General features: G+C 72.8%; 18 protein-coding genes. 13 read left to right on the top strand and 5 right to left on the bottom strand.

Annotation, left to right across the window (positions count from 1 at the left end):
* Positions 1 to 66 precede the first annotated feature (66 nt).
* The 3 genes from cmk (at position 67) to der (ending at position 2984) form a co-directional block, all read left to right on the top strand.
* Complete coding sequence (gene cmk, locus ACTFAP_RS03925; RefSeq protein WP_432747410.1) at positions 67 to 768, top strand: (d)CMP kinase; 702 nt, start codon at positions 67 to 69, stop codon at positions 766 to 768.
* The gene (locus ACTFAP_RS03920) at positions 717 to 1424 is read left to right on the top strand and encodes a lysophospholipid acyltransferase family protein (RefSeq protein ID WP_500469394.1); all 708 of its coding nucleotides are present in this window, start codon (positions 717 to 719) and stop codon (positions 1422 to 1424) included. Before cmk ends, ACTFAP_RS03920 begins: the two co-directional genes overlap by 52 nt.
* Positions 1425 to 1514: 90 nt before the next feature.
* The gene (gene der, locus ACTFAP_RS03915; protein ID WP_030728156.1) at positions 1515 to 2984 is read left to right on the top strand and encodes a ribosome biogenesis GTPase Der; all 1470 of its coding nucleotides are present in this window, start codon (positions 1515 to 1517) and stop codon (positions 2982 to 2984) included.
* 21 nt (positions 2985 to 3005) lie between these two features.
* Here der and ACTFAP_RS03910 read toward each other — a convergent pair whose 3' ends face one another.
* Both ACTFAP_RS03910 and ACTFAP_RS03905 read right to left on the bottom strand, forming a co-directional pair.
* Positions 3006 to 3386, bottom strand: coding sequence for a hypothetical protein (locus tag ACTFAP_RS03910; RefSeq protein WP_495683482.1), 381 nt, complete (start codon positions 3384 to 3386; stop codon positions 3006 to 3008).
* A gap of 79 nt (positions 3387 to 3465) precedes the next feature.
* The gene (locus ACTFAP_RS03905; RefSeq protein WP_030728149.1) at positions 3466 to 4281 is read right to left on the bottom strand and encodes a DUF8842 C-terminal domain-containing protein; all 816 of its coding nucleotides are present in this window, start codon (positions 4279 to 4281) and stop codon (positions 3466 to 3468) included.
* 447 nt (positions 4282 to 4728) lie between these two features.
* Here ACTFAP_RS03905 and ACTFAP_RS03900 point away from each other — a divergent pair, with 447 nt between their 5' ends.
* Positions 4729 to 4956: an I78 family peptidase inhibitor gene (locus ACTFAP_RS03900; RefSeq protein ID WP_500468249.1), complete on the top strand. Its 228-nt coding sequence runs from the start codon at positions 4729 to 4731 to the stop codon at positions 4954 to 4956.
* Here ACTFAP_RS03900 and ACTFAP_RS03895 read toward each other — a convergent pair.
* Positions 4919 to 5827 (bottom strand): phosphatase PAP2 family protein, encoded by a 909-nt coding sequence (locus tag ACTFAP_RS03895; protein ID WP_451749908.1) that lies wholly within the window; start codon positions 5825 to 5827, stop codon positions 4919 to 4921. The genes ACTFAP_RS03900 and ACTFAP_RS03895 overlap by 38 nt on opposite strands.
* A 404-nt stretch (positions 5828 to 6231) precedes the next feature.
* On the opposite strand from ACTFAP_RS03895, the gene ACTFAP_RS03890 reads away from it, so the two are divergent.
* Entirely contained in the window at positions 6232 to 7890 is a 1659-nt protein-coding gene (locus ACTFAP_RS03890; protein ID WP_500468248.1) for an MFS transporter, read from the top strand.
* Between the two features lie 34 nt (positions 7891 to 7924).
* Positions 7925 to 9112 carry an acyl-CoA dehydrogenase family protein gene (locus ACTFAP_RS03885; protein ID WP_500468247.1) on the top strand — a complete coding sequence of 396 codons (1188 nt, stop codon included), beginning with the start codon at positions 7925 to 7927 and terminating at the stop codon, positions 9110 to 9112.
* Positions 9113 to 9225: 113 nt separating this feature from the next.
* Here ACTFAP_RS03885 and ACTFAP_RS03880 read toward each other — a convergent pair whose 3' ends face one another.
* Entirely contained in the window at positions 9226 to 9666 is a 441-nt protein-coding gene (locus ACTFAP_RS03880) for a cell division protein SepF (protein ID WP_386538273.1), read from the bottom strand.
* Between the two features lie 370 nt (positions 9667 to 10036).
* Here ACTFAP_RS03880 and ACTFAP_RS03875 point away from each other — a divergent pair, with 370 nt between their 5' ends.
* The 3 genes from ACTFAP_RS03875 (at position 10037) to ACTFAP_RS03865 (ending at position 13765) form a co-directional block, all read left to right on the top strand.
* A complete protein-coding gene (locus ACTFAP_RS03875) occupies positions 10037 to 10954 on the top strand; it encodes a S1 family peptidase (RefSeq protein ID WP_390120461.1) in 918 nt (305 codons plus the stop codon).
* 424 nt (positions 10955 to 11378) lie between these two features.
* Complete coding sequence (locus tag ACTFAP_RS03870; protein ID WP_449657409.1) at positions 11379 to 12452, top strand: S1 family peptidase; 1074 nt, start codon at positions 11379 to 11381, stop codon at positions 12450 to 12452.
* Positions 12453 to 12577: 125 nt separating this feature from the next.
* Complete coding sequence (locus ACTFAP_RS03865) at positions 12578 to 13765, top strand: DUF5685 family protein (protein ID WP_436981480.1); 1188 nt, start codon at positions 12578 to 12580, stop codon at positions 13763 to 13765.
* 182 nt (positions 13766 to 13947) lie between these two features.
* On the opposite strand, the gene ACTFAP_RS03860 is transcribed toward ACTFAP_RS03865, so the two are convergent.
* The gene (locus tag ACTFAP_RS03860; RefSeq protein WP_390120455.1) at positions 13948 to 14976 is read right to left on the bottom strand and encodes an aspartate-semialdehyde dehydrogenase; all 1029 of its coding nucleotides are present in this window, start codon (positions 14974 to 14976) and stop codon (positions 13948 to 13950) included.
* Between the two features lie 224 nt (positions 14977 to 15200).
* Between ACTFAP_RS03860 and ACTFAP_RS03855 the strand changes: the two genes are divergently transcribed.
* The 4 genes from ACTFAP_RS03855 (at position 15201) to ACTFAP_RS03840 (ending at position 18327) form a co-directional block, all read left to right on the top strand.
* Positions 15201 to 15503: an urease subunit gamma gene (locus tag ACTFAP_RS03855; RefSeq protein ID WP_390120453.1), complete on the top strand. Its 303-nt coding sequence runs from the start codon at positions 15201 to 15203 to the stop codon at positions 15501 to 15503.
* Positions 15504 to 15529: 26 nt separating this feature from the next.
* Entirely contained in the window at positions 15530 to 15835 is a 306-nt protein-coding gene (locus tag ACTFAP_RS03850) for an urease subunit beta (protein ID WP_030728120.1), read from the top strand.
* A 96-nt stretch (positions 15836 to 15931) separates the two neighbouring features.
* A complete protein-coding gene (locus ACTFAP_RS03845) occupies positions 15932 to 17653 on the top strand; it encodes an urease subunit alpha (RefSeq protein ID WP_500468246.1) in 1722 nt (573 codons plus the stop codon).
* The gene (locus tag ACTFAP_RS03840; RefSeq protein WP_400013213.1) at positions 17653 to 18327 is read left to right on the top strand and encodes an urease accessory protein UreF; all 675 of its coding nucleotides are present in this window, start codon (positions 17653 to 17655) and stop codon (positions 18325 to 18327) included. The genes ACTFAP_RS03845 and ACTFAP_RS03840 overlap by 1 nt, the downstream gene beginning before the upstream one ends.
* Positions 18328 to 18352: the final 25 nt, after the last annotated feature.

The following is an 18352-nucleotide window of genomic DNA, read 5'->3' as shown; positions in this document are numbered from 1 at the left end:
CCGATCGCTGCCTGATCCAGGGAGCGCGCCCCCTCCCGCCCGCCGCTGAGAAAGGTGCGCAGCCACGTGTCCGCACATCCCGTCATCGTCGCCATCGACGGCCCCTCCGGAACGGGCAAGTCCAGCACCTCCAAGGCGGTGGCCGCGCGGCTGGGCATGGGCTACCTCGACACCGGGGCGCAGTACCGCGCCATCACCTGGTGGATGCTCAGCAACGGCGTCGACGTGAACGACCCGGCCGCGGTCGCCGCCGTCTCCGGCAAGCCGGACATCGTCTCCGGCACCGACCCGCTGGCCCCTACCATCACGGTGGACGGCACGGACGTGGCGGGCCCGATCCGCACCCCCGAGGTCACCGGCGCGGTCAGCGCGGTCAGCGCGGTCCCCGCGGTGCGCACCCGGATCACGGAGCTGCAGCGCACCATCGCGGCGGACGCCCCCGGCGGGATCGTCGTGGAGGGCCGGGACATCGGCACCACCGTGCTCCCCGACGCCGACGTGAAGATCTTCCTGACCGCGGCCCCCGAGGCGCGCGCGGCGCGGCGCAGCGGTGAGCTGAAGGCCACAGGACCCGGCGCCCCCGACCTGGCCGCCACCCGGGAGGCGCTGATCAAGCGGGACGCCGCCGACTCCGGCCGCAAGACCTCCCCGCTGGCCAAGGCCGGGGACGCCACCGAGATGGACACCACCGAGCTGACCCTGGAACAGGTCATCTCCTGCGTGATCACCGTCATCGAGGACGCGGAGCGGAAGCAGCGGCTGCCGTGACCGTCTCCCGTACCCCCGTCGCCCCCACCGAGCGCGGCGCCGAGGTCGGCCGGCGGATCGGGGTCGGCCTGATGTACGGGCTGTTCCGGCCCCGGGTGCTGGGCGCCTGGCGGGTGCCGGCGGCCGGGCCCGCGATCATCGCCGTCAACCACACGCACAACGTGGATGGCCCGATGGTGATGGGCGTGGCCCCGCGGCCGGTGCACTTCCTCATCAAGAAGGAAGCGTTCATCGGCCCGCTCGACCCGTTCCTGCGCCGCATCGGCCAGATCGAGGTGGACCGCGACACCACCGACCGCACCGCGATCACCTCCGCCCTCGACGTGCTCAAGAACGGCGGGGTGCTGGGCATCTTCCCCGAGGGCAGCCGGGGCGAGGGCGACTTCGCCGCGCTGCGGGCCGGTCTGGCGTACTTCGCGGTGCGCTCCGGCGCCCCGGTGGTGCCGGTGGCGGTGCTGGGCAGCACGGAGCGGCGCGGCCGGCTGATAAAGGGGCTGCCGCCGCTGCGCGGCCGGCTCGACGTGGTCTTCGGTGACCCGTTCACGGTGGGCGAGGGCGGCCGCCGCACCCGGGCGGCGCTGGACGCCGCCACCGTACGGCTGCAGGACGGGCTGACCGCGCACCTGGAAAAGGCACGGCGGCTCACCGGCCGCTGAGCGACACTGGAGGATGCGGCACCGGCTCCCGGGCCGGCCGCCGCCCTCCATCCCTTTCGTTTTCGTTTCTTCGCATTGAGGACCACACCCATGAACGACCAGAACGATCCCGGCGACGCGGGCGGGCACGGTGCGCTGGGCGACGCCGAGTACGCGGAGTTCATGGAGCTGGCCGCGCAGGAGGGCTTCGACGCCGAGGAGATCGACAGCGAGCTGGCGGCGGCCAACGCCGGGCCGCTGCCCGTGCTCGCCGTCGTGGGCCGCCCCAATGTCGGCAAATCGACGTTGGTGAACCGGATCATCGGCCGCCGCGAGGCCGTGGTCGAGGACCGCCCGGGCGTCACCCGCGACCGCGTCACCTACGAGGCCGAATGGGCCGGCCGCCGCTTCAAGGTCGTGGACACCGGCGGCTGGGAGCAGGACGTCCTCGGCATCGACGCCTCCGTCGCCGCCCAGGCCGAGTACGCCATCGAGGCCGCCGACGCCGTGGTCTTCGTGGTGGACGCCGCCGTGGGCTCCACGGACACCGACGAGGCCGTGGTCAAGCTGCTGCGCAAGGCGGGCAAGCCCGTGGTGCTGTGCGCCAACAAGGTGGACGGCCCCTCCGGCGAGGCCGACGCCGCCTACCTGTGGTCCCTGGGCCTCGGCGAGCCCTACCCCGTCTCCGCGCTGCACGGCCGGGGCACCGGCGACATGCTGGACGCGGTCCTGGAGGCCATGCCGGAGGCGCCCCCGCAGACCTTCGGCTCCGCGCCCGGCGGCCCGCGCCGGATTGCCCTCATCGGCCGCCCCAACGTCGGCAAGTCCTCGCTGCTGAACAAGGTGGCCAAGGAGGACCGGGTGGTCGTGGACGCCACCGCCGGCACCACCCGTGACCCGGTGGACGAGCTCATCGACCTCGGCGGCAAGGTCTGGCGCTTCGTGGACACCGCCGGCATCCGGCGCCGCGTCCACTTCCAGGACGGGGCCGACTACTACGCCTCGCTGCGCACCGCCGCGGCTCTGGAGAAGGCGGAGGCCGCGGTCGTCCTCATCGACGTCACCGAGCCGATCAGCGTGCAGGACACCCGCATCATCACCATGGCGGTGGAGGCCGGCCGGGCGCTGGTGATCGCGTACAACAAGTGGGACCTCATGGACGAGGAGCGCCGCTTCTACCTGGAACGGGAGATCGAGCGCGACCTGGTGCAGGTGCAGTGGGCGCCGCGCGTCAACATCTCCGCCTTCACCGGCCGGCACATGGAGAAGCTGGTGCCGGCCATCGAGACCGCGCTGGACGCCTGGCAGACCCGGGTGCCCACCGGCAAGCTGAACGCCTTCCTCGGTGAGCTGGTGGCCTCCCACCCGCACCCGGTGCGCGGCGGAAAGCAGCCCCGGATTCTGTTCGGCACCCAGGCCGGGACGAAGCCGCCGCGCTTCGTCCTGTTCGCCTCGGGCTTCCTGGAGGCCGGGTACCGGCGCTTCATCGAGCGCCGCCTGCGCGAGGAGTTCGGCTTCGAGGGCACCCCGATCAAGGTGTCGGTGCGGGTGCGCGAGAAGCGCGGCCGGGTCAAGAAGTAGCCGTACGGTCCGGCCGCCCGCTCACCCGCCCGCGTCACGCCGGGCGGGGGGCAGCGCCGCTGGGAAGGGCCGGCCGGTGGTGGACACCTCCCCGTAGTACGAGGAGGGGAGGTGCCCCTGCTCCGGCCGCCCGTAGTACCGCCAGCTCGCCGCCCCGCTGCTGGTGCCGGTGCCGTGGATGGTGCCGAATCCCTCGAACCGCAGGTCCTCCTCGCCCGAGCGGTCCCCCGGCAGCGCCCGGAACAGCCGCCGGTACTCGTCGTAGAGCGAGTCGAAGATCGGGGTCTCCGAAGCGGTGTGGCCGTGGTCGTACGGAGCCCGCCGTGCGTGCGCACCGGACTGGCCGGGGATCGCGGCGTGGGCGGGGGAATGCTGAGGTCGGGTGGATTCGTAAGGGTGCACGCCCGGTCAACGATCATCCGGGGCGGCGGATGCGGGGCGCCGCGCCCGGATACCTGATCGCGTCAGCCGAGCGGGCGGCTCAGGTGCCCGCCAGCGGCATCGCGGCGGCCACCAGCAGCCCGCCGGCCGCCGCCTTCTCCAGCGCGTCCCGCAGCAGGTCCTCCCGCGGCTGCTGGCCGATCGAGCCGGCCGGGGCCGCGTACACCAGCACCGTCTGCTTCTGGTTGGCGGTCGAGCGCCAGCCGTCGGTGACCGCCAGCGGCTGGTGCGCCTGCCACCAGGCCGCTGTCTGGCCGGTGGCCGCGTCCGCCTGGAGCACCGAGTGCAGCTGTCCCATGGCCAGCAGCACCGACCAGCCGGGAACCTGGGAAGGAGCCTTGGAGACATCGGTGACCGGCAGGAAGCCGGCCTCGATCAGCAGCGGCAGGAAATCGTCGCCGGGGCCGTCCGAGCCGGGCCGGGCCACCGGGCCCGACGGCTCCACGACGAGCGCCGGGTAGAGGTCCTCACCGATCAGGATCTGGCCGCAGGTCACCCCGAGCACCACCTGGCCGGTGGCCTCCTCCAGCTCGGCGGCCAGCGGAGTCCCGGGGGCCGCCGTGGGCTCGGCGACGGTGGACTGGCCGGTGATCGAGGCCACGGCCCCGCGCAGCTGCTCCTCGGAGACCGTCACCACCTGGGAGGGGATGCAGGCGGCGTGGGCGAAGGCGAGCACCGCCGTCTCGCCGCCGACGAAGAGCACCGTGGACGTGCGCTCCTGGCCGGTGTCGCCCGGGGTGCGGCACGAGGTGCAGTCATAGGTGCCGGGGGCGTTCTCGCCCGCGAGCAGCCGTGCCGCTTCGGCCTCGCCGATCTCGGCGCGAACCTCGTCACTGACGTCGAGCAAGGGGGACATGTGGCTCCTCGGTTGGGTATCGCGGCCCGCTGCCGTCGCGGGCCCCGTGCACAACGGCCGGGGCGGCGCGAGGGTCACGCCGAGGGCGCGTGATTCGCACACACGGGTACGGGGGCGCGCCTGGTTCGTACAGCTGCGCGAGTGTCGAGTGTGCTGCTGAAGTGGCCGGTTCGGTGCGGTGCCGGGAGCGCGGGAACACGGGCCGGCGGCGGAAAAGCGGACGGGTGTCCGAGGCCATTCCGGAGGGCCGGATTCGGTGCCGTTCCGGTGATTTCCACGAACCGCCGGAAGGGGAATGCGGAGGAATTCTCCATTACACGAAGCGCACGAACCACCGGGCGGTGGCCGGCCGGGTGGACCGTGACACAAGCGTGACAGTCCGCTGATCCGGGCGGGACGTCCACCGGCTACTTCCGGGGGCGGTGGGGCCCGGCATACGGTGGGGACATGACCCCATCACAGCCCTGGCGCCCCTCCCGCCCCCAGACGCCGGACGACGACCCCGACGCCTACGTGGGGCTGGCCGCCGACCTGGCCGAGCGGCAGGCCACGGAGCGCGGCTGGGGCACCGTACGCCGGCTCGCGCCGGACGCGATCATCACCATGGAGTACATGCCGGGCCGGCTGAACCTCGCGGTCAAGGACGGTGAGGTGGTGCGCTGCTGGCAGGGCTGAACGGGCCGCCCAGCGGCTCGACGGGCCGCACCGGCGGATGCGCCCCCGGCGGCCTGGTCTCCGGCTGGTGCGGCCGGGCCGGGGTGCGGTGGGTCGGGCCGATCCGGGCCGGGACCGCGGCGGGCCTGGCGGGCGCCGTCAGCGGATCGGGGAGGGCCGCCACCGGCGCCCCCGGTGGCGGCGAAGCACTGTGCGGCGAGCGCACGGGTTGCCCCCGCAGCCGGTCCCGCACGACCATCACCCGGCGCTCCACCTCGCGGATCACCGGCTCGCACCACGGCAGCGCCAGCAGGATCAGCAGCCCCGCCGCCCAGCCGAGCAGGACATCGCTCACCCAGTGCGTGCCCAGGTAGACGGTGGTGCCGCCCACGCCCAGCGCGAAGACCGCGGCGATCACCGACAGGATGCGGCGGGCCTGCGGCGTGGTGGCCAGATACGCGAGAATCCCCCAGGTCACCACGGCATTGGCGGTGTGCCCCGAGGGAAATATATCGCCGTTCAACCACATCTCGTTGGAGCCGATGTCATTCGCGTAGTGCGGGCCCTCCCGGCGCATGCCGAACTTCGCGCCACCGACCGTGACATTCAGCGCCAGCAGCGCCACCGCCATGACCAGCAGCGGACGCAGCGTGCGCTGGCGCCACGAGCGCCAGCCCAGCCAGGCGGCTACCAGCACCGCGGTGGGCCCGCGCTGCCCCAGCACCACGAAGTAGTCGAGGAAGGCGTGCAGCTGCGGCCACTGCTTGTAGGGCCGGAACAGCATCACCTGCCAGTCGAGCCTGACCAGCCAGGACGTGCTCAGCACCGCCGCCACGATCGCCGCGTACGAGCCCAGCGTCGCCCACAGGAGTGCGATCCGGGTGCGGCTCATGCCGGGAGCCGCGACGGCCGGTCGCTGCGGCTCCTGCTCGAGGCGGGCAAAGAATCGGTCGGTACGCACTCCAGCAAGATTACAGCCGGTGATAGGAGAGCTTCGACTCCAGCCTGCTTTCGTGATGCCGATGTGATGTGCCGCGGGGTTTTTCCGGGGGTCATTGGCCCGGAGTTCTCCCACTGTTCACCCGGCTTTACGGAATAGCTGAAAGCCATGATTTGCCGATCTGGGGATGATGGTACGGCCATTCGGATTGTTTTCCTTTCAGGGCTTTCCGGGTGACATGGAGACGGTGTGCGGGCCCTGCGGGAAGGGGCCGGAGTCCCTGGGGGTCCGGCCGGTCCCTGACGTACGCTGTGGCTCGTCCGCCCACCCCGCCCGTCCCCAAGGTGCCCGCGCCCATGGCGAGTCCGCTCCCCGCCGAAGACCGAAACCGCTGGACGGTTCTGGTCGTGCTCTGCGTCAGCCTGCTGCTGGTCGCCATCGACGCGACCGTGCTGCACGTCGCCGTGCCCGCCGTCACCGAGGACCTGCGGCCCGGCGCGGTCGAGCTGCTGTGGATCGTGGACGTCTACCCGCTGGTGTGCGCCTCGCTGCTGATCCTCTTCGGCACGCTCGGTGACCGGATCGGCCGGCGCCGGGTGCTGCTGATCGGCTACGCCTGCTTCGGCCTGGCCTCTGCGCTGGCCGCGTACGCCGGAACCCCCGCGGTGCTGGTGCTCGCCCGCGCCCTGCTGGGGGCCGGCGGGGCGATGATCATGCCCGCCACGCTCTCCATCCTGCGGCAGGTCTTCCCCGACCGCAGGGAACGCGCCCTGGCGATCGGCATCTGGAGCGCCGTCGCGGCCGTCGGTGCCGCGATCGGGCCGCTGGTGGGCGGCGTGCTGCTGGAGCACTTCTGGTGGGGCTCGGTCTTCCTCATCAACATCCCCCTGATGGTCCTGTGCCTGCCGGTGGCCCGCTGGCTGCTGCCGGAGTCCACCGGCGAGCGCGAGGGCCCGTGGGACGTGACCGGCGCCCTGCTGGCCGCCGGCGGGCTGTTCACCGTGATCATGGCGCTCAAGCGGGCCGGCGGCGGGGAGCTGTACAGCCCGCTCACCCTGCTCGCCGCGGTGGCCGGCGGCGGGCTGCTGTTCCTCTTCGTCCGCCGGCAGCGCGGCCATCGGCATCCGCTGATCGACCTGCGCGCCTTCGCCCGCCCTGCCTTCGGTACCTCGGTCGGCTGCATCGTGCTGACCGTGCTGGCGCTCGTCGGGCTCGCCCTCATCGCCGCCCAGTACCTGCAGCTGGTGCTCGGCCTCTCCCCGTTGCAGACCGGGCTGCGGCTGCTGCCGCTCAGCCTGGCGGCGATCGCCGCGGGCCTGGTGGGCGCCCGGCTGCTGCACCGGATCGGCCCGCGCCTGATGGTCTCGCTCGGGTTCGTCCTCACCGCCTTCGCCGTCCTCGTGCTGATGTCGCTGGGGGAGCAGGACCGCCCGGCGCTGATGGCCACCGGCTTCGTGCTGCTGGGCTTCGGCCTGGAGACCACCCTGTTCGCCTCCTACGAGTCGATGCTCTCCGACGCCCCGGCCGGCCAGGCCGGCGGTGCGGCGGCGATCGGCGAGACGGCCTACCAGTTCGGCGCGGGCCTGGGCATCGCGCTGCTGGGCAGCATCATGAACGCCGTCTACGGCCCCGCCGTCCGCGGCGCCCAGGGGGTGGGCACCGAGGAGTCGGCGGCGGCGGCGCACTCCCTGGGCGAGGCGTACTCGGTGGCCACCCAGCTCGGCGGCGGGCCGGGACTCGCGCTGCGGCAGACCGCCCGGGACGCGTACGTCCACGGCATGCACATGACGCTGATGGCCAGTGCCGTCCTGCTGCTGCTCGGCGCGCTGGCCGCGCTGCGGCTGCCCCGCGACCTCGCGACGGCCCCGGCGGCCGAGGCCCAGCCCCCGGGCGGGGCGCGCACGGGCGCCGGGAGCGGCGCCGCGCCGGTGCCCGCGCCCCGCGTCGCGGAGCACGGGCCGCGACGCGCCCCGGAGGAGCCGCCGCTCTTGCCCAGCGGGGTTACCCGGCCGTAACGTCGGCCGCTCCGAGCGCACCTGGAGGCCCCGCATGCCCACCGGCTCCCCACCGCCCTTCGACCCGGCCGACCCGCTGGGCCTGGACGACCTGCTGAGCCCCGAGGACCTCGCCGTGCGGCGGACCACCCGGCAGTGGGCCACCGACCGGGTCCGGCCGCACATCGCCCGCTGGTACGAGGACGGACGGGCGCCGGTCACCGAGCTGGCCAGGGAACTCGGTGAACTGGGCGCGCTGGGCATGTCGCTGGAGGGCTACGGCTGCGCCGGCGCGTCCGCCGTGCAGTACGGGCTGACCTGCCTGGAGCTGGAGGCCGCCGACTCCGGCATCCGTTCGCTGGTCTCGGTGCAGGGCTCGCTGGCCATGTACGCCATCCACCGCTACGGCTCACCCGGGCAGCGCGAACGCTGGCTGCCGCCGATGGCACGCGGTGAGACCATCGGCTGCTTCGCGCTCACCGAGCCCGACCACGGCTCGGATCCGGCCGCGATGCGTACCCGCGCCGAACGGGACGGCGGTGACTGGGTGCTGACGGGCCGCAAGATGTGGATCACCAACGGCTCGGTGGCCGGCGTGGCGGTGGTGTGGGCCCGCACGGAGGACGGCGTCCGGGGCTTCGTGGTGCCCACGGACCGGCCCGGCTTCACGGCGCGGGAGATCCGCCACAAATGGTCCTTGCGCGCATCGGTCACCAGTGAGCTCGTCCTGGACGGCGTACGGTTGCCGGCCGACGCCGTACTGCCCGGCGCGCGGGGACTGGGTGCGGCGCTGGGGGCGCTGGGCCACGCCAGGTACGGCATCGTGTGGGGCGCCCTGGGGGCCGCCAGGGACTGTTTCGAGACAGCCCTGGCCTACGCCGGGGAGCGCGAACAGTTCGGGCGGCCGATCGCCGGTTTCCAGCTCACCCAGGCGAAGCTGGCGGACATGGCGCTGGAACTGCACAAGGGGCTGCTGCTGGCGCACCATCTGGGCCGCCGGCTGGACGCGGGACGGCTGTGCCCGGAGCAGGTGAGCTTCGGCAAGCTGAACAATGTCCGGGAAGCGCTGGAGATCTGCCGCAACGCGCGCACGATCCTGGGCGCGAACGGGATCTCGCTGGAGTATCCGGTGCTGCGGCACTGCGGGAACCTGGAATCGGTGCTCACCTATGAGGGCACCAGCGAGATGCACCAGCTGGTGCTGGGCAAGGCGCTCACCGGACTTGAGGCGTTCCGGGGCTGACGCCCCGAACACGCGCCGGGTGGTGCGCGCCCGGGCGGGCGCGCACCGGCTGTGACGGCCGTGGGGTGTCCGGCACATCCCGCCGGCCGGGCCGGCGGGATGTGCCGGAACCCCTAGCTCTGGTTGAAGAAGCCGGTGGCGTGCCGGCGGCTGTCGCTGACCACCTTGTAGTCGCCGGGGGTCAGTAGGAAGACGCGGTTGGCCACCCGGTCGATGGAGCCGCGCAGGCCGAAGATCAGGCCCGCCGCGAAGTCGACGACGCGTTTGGCGTCGCCGGGCTCCATGGCGGTGAGGTTGATGACCACCGGGACACCGTCGCGGAACAGTTCCCCGATGCGGCGGGCGTCGCGGAAGCTCTCCGGCGTCACCGTCGCGATCCGGCCGCTGTCGCCCTCGGGCTCCGGCTCCTCCACCACCCGCACCGCGGGGTCGGTGGCCCACGGCTCGGTGCTGTCGCCCGGCTCGGGTCCCTCGGCGTACTCGTCGTCGTAGTAGCGCATCTCGCGGTCCTCGACGAGGCCGAGCCAGGCGCTCGCCTTGCGTACCGATCCCATGGATGCCTCCTCTCTAACGCGGCTCGAAACCGCCCACACCCCTATCGTCATCCATGATGCGGATGATGCGCCAAGTGGATTGGCGCCGGAACTGGATTTCGTGACGGTTCTGGTGCAATCGATTATGGCGCCCCATCAGGAGAAGCGGCGCGTCACCCAGCTGACGGAGAGTGAGTTTCGGGCACAGGGCCGACCGGGTGGGGAGGTTCCGTGGAGTGGCTGAAACTTGTTCTTGGCAACCGGGGCGCCTGTGGTGAAGATTCGGTGCAGCGCTTGTCAGGGTCATGCCGACGAACACGGCGGCACGGCTCCGGCCACGCCTCACGGGCCCACACATCCAGCGGGCCCCAGATTCCCCACGGAGGAAATCGTGAGTTCCGAGCGCCCCAACCCCCACAGACGCCTCGTCAAGCGGCTGCGGCTGATCGCCGCCGCCTCCGGCGTGGCGGCGCTGACAGCCTTCGTGCTGCCCAGCACCGCCGCCGCCGAGCCGGTACAGACCTTCAGCACCGCGCAGCTGGCCACGGCCGACAGCGCCGTGCTCGCCGCCGACATCGCGGGAACCGCGTGGACGGTGGACGAGGAGACCGGCAAGGTCGTCGTCACCGTGGACTCCACCGTCACCCGGGAGGAGATCGCGGAGATCAAGGACAGCGCGGGCTCCCTGGCCGGGGCCATCAGCATCGAGCGCACTCCGGGCACGCTGGAGAACTACCTGTCCGGCGGGGACGCCATCTACGCGAGTGGCTGGCGCTGCTCCGCGGGCTTCAACGCCACCCGCGGCGGCACGACGGTCCTGCTGACCGCCGGCCACTGTACGGACGGGGCCGGCACCTGGTGGGCCAACTCCGCCCGCACCACCGTCATCGGTTCCACGATCGGCTCCAGCTTCCCCGTCAACGACTACGGGCTGATCTCGTACACGAACTCCTCGCTGGCCCGTCCCAGCAACGTCTACCTCTACAACGGCACCTACCGGACCATCACCGGTGCGGCCAACGCCACCAACGGCCTGGCGGTGCAGCGCTCCGGTTCCACCACCGGGCTGCGCTCGGGCTCGGTGACCGGCCTGAACTACACCGTGAACTACGGCGGCGGTGACATCGTCTACGGGATGATCCGTACCAATGTCTGCGCCGAGCCCGGCGACAGCGGCGGCCCGCTGTTCTCCGGCAACACCGCCATCGGTCTGACCTCCGGCGGCAACGGCAACTGCAGCGTCGGCGGTACCACGTACTTCCAGCCGGTCACGGCGGCGCTGAGCGCGTACGGGGCCAGCATCCCGTAACGGGCCGGGTCCCTCGGGGAGCCCTCGCCACCACTCGCCGCCCCCGTCCGGGTCACCCGGACGGGGGCGGCCGTATGGGGAGCGTGCGCACGGCGGATGTCACGAAATCCGGACTCCTGCGAACGATGAGCGAACCCCAAGCGATGTTTTTCAGACAGGTCTAGACCTTACCTAGGGCGAGCTGACGGGGGCTCAACGCGCGTAGCGTGGCGAAGTGTCGAGGAAAATCGGGCGAGTTCGGGACACATCACCTGGACTTGTGTACGAGGGCCGAACGGCCGTGTCGGGCGTGAAGTCGTTCTTGTGTGGGCCGGGGCAGGATGGGAATACTCGCCATCACCGCTTGGCATGAACGTGGCTGAAGAGTCAGGTTCCTGCTCTCTCCGGAGCCAATGGGCTCCAACCCCCACAGGAGGAAACGAGCGTGACAAACCGACGCATGTCCGCGCGGCGTATCACGATGGCCGCCACCGGTGTCGCCGCACTGCTGGCCGGGACGTTCACCATGTCTCAGGCGAACGCCCAGACCCCCACCTTCACCCCGGATGTCCTGTCCTCGCAGGCGGCCGTCGAACTGGCGACCACCCTGGACGAGACGCTGTCCGCCGACACGGCCGGCACCTTCTACGACGCCCAGACCGAAACCCTCGTGGTGAACGTCACGGACACCGCCGCCCTCTCCGAGGTCCAGGCCACCGGCGCCGAAGCGCGCCTGGTGGACCACACCCTGGCCCAGCTGGAGGCCGCGGCCGACGAGGTCGAGGAACTCGCCGTGCCCGGCACGGCCTGGGGCATCGACCCCGTCTCCAACGCCGTCAAGGTGACGGTGGACTCCACCGTGACCGGCGACGCGCTGGCCGAGCTCCGGAGCGGCGTGGAGGCCCTGGGCGGCCAGGCCGTCCTGGAGCAGACCGAGGGCGAGTTCTCGCCCTACATCGCGGGTGGTGACGCCATCTACACCTCCGGCGCCCGCTGCTCGCTCGGCTTCAACGTCACCATCGGTGGCCAGCGCGGCTTCCTGACGGCCGGTCACTGCGGCTCGACCGGCAGCAGCTGGTCCGCCACCTCCGGCGGCGCGGCCTTCGGCACCCTGAGCACCAGCGTGTTCCCGGGCTCCGACTACGCGGCCGGCACGTACAGCTCCAGCATCGCCAGCCCCAGCTCGGTGAACCTGTACAACGGTTCCACCCGCTCCATCACCGGTGCGGCCAACCCGGTCGTCGGCCAGACGGTCGAGCGCTCCGGCTCCACCACCGGGCGGCACAGCGGCACGGTCACCGCGCTGAACGTGTCGGTCTCCTACCCGCAGGGCACGGTGCGCGGCACCATCCAGACCACCGTGTGCGCCGAGCCCGGTGACAGCGGCGGCGCCCTCTTCTCGGGCAACACCGCGCACGGCATCACCTCGGGCGGCAGCGGCAACTGCTCCAGCGGCGGTACCACCTTCTTCCAGCCGGTGGTCGCGGCGCTGAACGCGGTGGGTGCCACCATCCCGTAACAGGATCCCCACAGTCCTCGGCCCGCCGCCGCGCGCGGCGGGACCCGGTGACACACTGCGAAGCCCCCGGCCCGGGAATGGGCCGGGGGCTTCGGTTTGTGTGTGGACCCATGGGGGGACGTGGCGTGTTCGGCATCATCAGGCCCTGTCGGCACCGGCTGCCGGCCGGACTCGGCGAGCAGTGGATGGCGCATTTGTGCGGCCTGTGCCTGGCCTTGCGCGGCACGCACGGTCAGGCGGCCCGGCTGGCGACGAACTACGACGGCCTGCTGATATCCGTGCTGTACGAGGCGCAGGCCGCGCCGGAGTCCGGGCGGGTGCGGCGCACGGCCGGTCCGTGCCCGCTGCGCGGCATGCGCACGGCCTCGGTGGCCCGGGGGGAGGGCGCGGCGCTGGCGGCCGCCGTCTCCCTGGTGCTGGCCTCGGCCAAGCTGCGCGACCACGCGCTGGACGGGGACGGGGCGCTGCGCCGCCGTTCGCTGGCGGTGGCGGCCGGGCGGGTGGCGCGCGGCTGGGAGCGGGCCGGTGCCAGGGGCGGGGCGGCGGTGGGGTTTGACGCGACGCTGCTCACGGACGCCATCGGCCGGCAGCAGGAGCTGGAGGCGGCGGCGGTGCCGGGCGGCCCGCTGCTGGCCGTGACCGAGCCGACCGAAACGGCGACGGCCGCGGCGTTCGCGCACACGGCCACCCTGGCGGGGCGTCCGGGCAACGCCCGGGCGCTGGCGGACGCCGGGCGGTACTTCGGGCGGCTGGCGCATCTGCTGGACGCGGTGGAGGACCAGGATCAGGACGCCCGGGACGGTGCCTGGAACCCGCTCACCGCCACCGCCACCACCCGGGCGGAGGCACGGCGGCTGTGCGACGACGCGGTGCTGGGGGTGCGACTGGCCCTGCGGGAGGCGGAGTTCCGCGACGAGCGGCTGGCGCATGTGCTGCTCGTGCACGAGCTGCGGCGGGCGGTGGACCGTACGTTCGCCGGTCCCGGCGGGGCGGCGTGCCGGCACGGTGCCACCGCGCAGGCGGTGCCCGATCTCACGGGCCCGCCGGACCTCACGGACCCGCCGGACCCCGGGCGCCGCCGGCGGGGCTGGGCGGCCGGCTGTCTGGTCTGGTCGGGCATGTTCTGCACCTGCCAGGTCTGCTGCCGCGAGGACTACACGGATCCGTGGACCGGCAAGGAGCGGCACGGCTGCTGCCACTACTGCGAGTGCTGCAGCGGGTGCGACTGCTGCTCGTGCTGTTCCTGCGGTGAGGACGGCGACGACGGCGGGTGCTGCGACAGCTGCGACTGCAACTGCGGGTGCGACTGCTGAGACCGGGCCGCACACGCGGGGGAGTCCGGCGGCGCCCGGGCGGGTACGGGGCCGTACGGGGAGAACGCGGACGAGCCGTCGGCCCGGGCCCGGACCACCTCGTCCGGTCGCGGCGGCCCGGGAACGTCCCGGGCCGCCCGTGGGTGACGGCCCGACGGCCTTCACCCACGGGCGGTCGGCGCTCAGCCGCGCTCGGCCGCCACCAGCTCCGCGATCTGGACGGCGTTGAGCGCCGCGCCCTTGCGGAGGTTGTCGTTGGCGACGAACAGGGCCAGACCGTGCTCCACCGTCTCGTCACGGCGGATGCGGCCCACGTAGCTGGCGTCGCGGCCGGCCGCCTGCTGCGGGGTGGGCACGTCCGACAGGACCACGCCCTCGGCGTCCGCCAGCAGCTCGCGGGCCCGGTCCGGGCTCAGCGGCTGGTCGAAGCGGGCGTTGATCTGGAGGGAGTGGCCGGAGAAGACCGGCACCCGCACACAGGTGCCGGACACCTTCAGGCCCGGGATCTCCAGGATCTTGCGGCTCTCGTTGCGGAGCTTCTGCTCCTCGTCGGTCTCGTCCAGGCCGTCGTCCACGATGGAGCCGGCCATCGGCAGCACGTTGAAGGCGATGGGCCGCACGTAGTTGTTCGGGGCGGGGAAGTCCACCGCGGTGCCGTCGAAGGTCAGCCGGGTGGCGTCCTGGGCGACGGCCGCCCGCGTCTGCTCGTCCAGCTCGGCGACCCCGGCCAGCCCGCTCCCGGAGACCGCCTGGTAGGTGGCGACGACCAGGGAGGTGAGCCCGGCTGCGGCGTGCAGCGGGCGCAGCACCGGCATCGCGGCCATGGTGGTGCAGTTCGGGTTGGCGATGATGCCCTTGGGGCGGTCGGCGATCGCGTGGGGGTTGACCTCCGAGACCACCAGCGGGACCTCGGGGTCCATGCGCCAGCCGGAGGAGTTGTCGATCACCACGGCGCCCGCGGCGGCGACCTTCTCGGCCAGCGCCCTGGAGGTGGTCTTGCCCGCCGAGAACAGCACGATGTCCAGGCCGGAGTAATCGGCGGTGGCGGCGTCCTCGACGGTGACCTCGCCGCCCTGCCACGGCAGCGTACGGCCCGCGGAACGGGCGGAGGCGAACAGCCGCAGCTGATCGGCCGGGAACTTCCGTTCTGCCAGAATCCCGCGCATCACACCGCCGACCTGGCCGGTGGCTCCGACGATCCCGATCTTCATGTGGCTCCTTGCATCCATGACTGTCCAGCTCACGTCCCGTGCGCCGGGGCTTCTACCCTGCCTTGTCCATTCGACAACAGCTAATTCTTTGATGTCGGTCACGTCCGGTGAGGGAGACCGTGAAGATACTTCTGTATGGAAGTAACGCCCATGAAACGCGGCCGAACTAGCCTCCCGGTGACCGGCGCGTACCGCCCGGTGACGACGGCGAGGTGGAACGAGCGATGCGACTGACCCCGCACGAGCAGGAGCGGCTGCTGATCCATGTGGCCGCCGACGTGGCCGCCCGGCGGCGCGACCGGGGGCTGCGGCTCAACCACCCGGAGGCCGTCGCCCTGATCACCTCGCACATTCTGGAGGGCGCCCGCGACGGCCGCACCGTGGCCGAACTCATGGCCTCCGGGCGCGAGGTCCTCACCCGCGCCGAGGTGATGGAGGGCGTCCCGGAGATGATCCACGACGTCCAGGTCGAGGCCACCTTCCCGGACGGCACCAAGCTCGTCACCGTCCACGAGCCCATCGTCTGACCTCCGACCGGCGGGAGTACCCCCCTGTGATCCCTGGCGAGATCCGCTACGCCGACACCCCCGTCCCGCTCAACGAGGGCGCGCCGGTCACCCGGCTGACCGTACGGAACACCGCGGACCGGCCCGTGCAGGTCGGCTCGCACTACCACTTCGCCGAGGCCAACCCCGGCCTGGACTTCGACCGCGCCGCCGCGCACGGCAAGCGGCTGGGCATCGCCGCGGGCACCGCCGTCCGCTTCGAGCCCGGCATCCCGGTGGAGGTCGAGCTGGTGCCGATCGCCGGCCGGCGGATCGTCCCGGGGCTGCGCGGCGAGACGAACGGGCCGCTGTGAACGGCGACGCGCGCGGGGCCGCGGCCGGAACGCCGGTATCCGGTGCGCTCCGGTGCGAGGCGGCAGCGGGTGCGGAAGCGAACGAGAGGACGGGCGATGGCTGAACTCGGCAGGGCGGCGTACGCGGATCTCTTCGGCCCCACCACCGGGGACCGGGTGCGGCTGGCCGACACGGATCTGTTCATCGAGATCGAGGAGGACCTGTGCGGCGGCCCCGGCCGGGCCGGGGAGGAAGCCGTCTTCGGCGGCGGCAAGGTCATCCGCGAATCGATGGGCCAGTCCCGGGTCAGCCGCGCCGAGGGCGCCCCGGACACGGTGATCACCGGCGTGATCGTCCTGGACCACGACCGGACCGGCAAGGCCGATGTGGGCATCAGGGACGGCCGGATCACCGCGCTCGGCAAGGCGGGCAACCCCGACACCATGGACGGGGTACACCCCGAGCTGATCATCGGCCCGGAAACCGAGATCATCGCGGGCAACGGCAAGATCCTCACCGCCGGCGGCGTCGACGCCCACGTCCATCTCATCTGCCCGCAGATCGCCCAGGCGTCCCTCGCCTCCGGTGTCACCACCCTCGTCGGCGGCGGCACCGGCCCCGCCGAGGGCTCCAAGGCCACCACCGTCACCCCCGGCGCCTGGCACCTGGCCCGGATCTTCGAGGCCATGGACGGCTACCCCGTCAACCTCGGGCTGCTCGGCAAGGGCAACACCACCGCCCAGGACGCCATGCGCGCCCAGCTGCGCGCGGGCGCCGTCGGCTTCAAGATCCATGAGGACTGGGGCGCCACCCCGGCCGTCATCGACGCCTGTCTGCGGGTGTGCGACGAGTCCGGCGCCCAGCTCGCCCTGCACACCGACACCCTGAACGAGGCCGGGTTCGTCGCCGACACCCTCGCCGCGATCGGCGGGCGGTCCATCCACGCCTACCACACCGAGGGCGCCGGCGGCGGGCACGCGCCCGACATCATCACCGTGGTCTCCGAACCGCACGTGCTGCCGTCCTCCACCAACCCCACCCGGCCGCACACCGTCAACACGGTCGAGGAACACCTCGACATGCTGATGGTCTGCCACCACCTCAACCCGGCCGTCCCCGAGGACCTGGCCTTCGCCGAATCCCGCATCCGGCCCACCACCATCGCGGCCGAGGACATCCTGCACGACCTCGGGGCCATCTCGATCCTGTCCTCCGACTCCCAGGCCATGGGCCGCGCGGGCGAGGTCATCCTGCGCACCTGGCAGACCGCGCACGTGATGAAGCGGCGGCGCGGCGCGCTGCCCGGGGACGGCCCCGCCGACAACCACCGGGCCCGCCGCTACGTGGCCAAGTACACGATCAACCCGGCGATCGCGCAGGGCCTGGACCACGAGATCGGCTCGGTGACCCCCGGCAAGCTCGCCGATCTGGTGCTGTGGCAGCCGGCGTTCTTCGGTGTGAAGCCCGACGTGGTGCTCAAGGGCGGCCAGATCGCGTACGCCCAGATGGGCGACGCCAACGCCTCCATCCCCACGCCGCAGCCGGTGCTGCCCCGGCCCATGTTCGGCGGTGTCGGCCGCGCCCCGGCCGCCAACTCGCTCAACTTCGTCACCGAGGCCGCCGTGCACGACGGGCTGCCCGAACGCCTCGGGGTGGGGAAACGGTTCACCGCGATCCGCGACACCCGGCGGACCGGAAAGGCCGACATGCGCAACAACGACGCGCGGCCCCATGTCACCGTCGACCCCGACACCTTCACCGTCACCATCGACGGCGACCGGGTCGTCCCCGAACCCGCCACGGAACTCCCCCTGGCCCAGCGCTACTTCCTCTTCTGATGCCGGCCGCCGCACTGCTGCTGCTCGCCGACGGCCGCTTCCCCGCCGGGGCCCACGCCCACTCCGGCGGGGCGGAGGCCGCCGTACGCGCCGGACACCTCACCGGCCCCGAGGACCTCGCCGGCTTCTGTCACGGCCGGCTGCACACCACCGGACTGGTCGCCGCCGCCCTCGCCGCCGCCGGGGCCGCCGGCCACGACCCGGGAGAACTCGACGCCGCCGCCGACGCCCGGACCCCCGCTCCCGCCCTGCGCGTCACCGCCCGCCGGCTGGGGCGGCAACTGCTGCGCGCCGCCCGTGCCACCTGGCCCGATCCCGCCCTGGACGCCGTCGCCCGCCGCCATCCCGGCGGCCTCCACCAGCCCGTCGTGCTGGGCCTGGCCGCCCGCGCCGCCGGGCTCACCCCGTACGACGCCGCCCAGGCCGCCGCGTACGAATCGGTCAGCGGCCCGGCCACCGCGGTGGTACGGCTGCTGGGGCTCGACCCCTTCGACGCCACCGCGCTGCTCGCCCGCCTCGGCCCCGGGATCGACGCGGTGGCCGCCCGCGCCGTACAAGCGGCGCTGGACCTGCCCGCGCACGGCACCGACGCCCTGCCCGCCGCCTCCGCCCCGCTGCTCGACATCGCCGCGCAGCAGCACGCCGTGCGGACCGGCCGGCTGTTCGCCTCCTGACCGCTGCCCCACCGCCTCCCGAGGA

It is taken from the genome of Streptomyces sp. PH9007 (assembly GCF_059813725.1).
The sequence above is the reverse complement of the archived record's forward strand: the minus strand, read 5'-3'. Positions and strand labels throughout refer to the sequence as shown.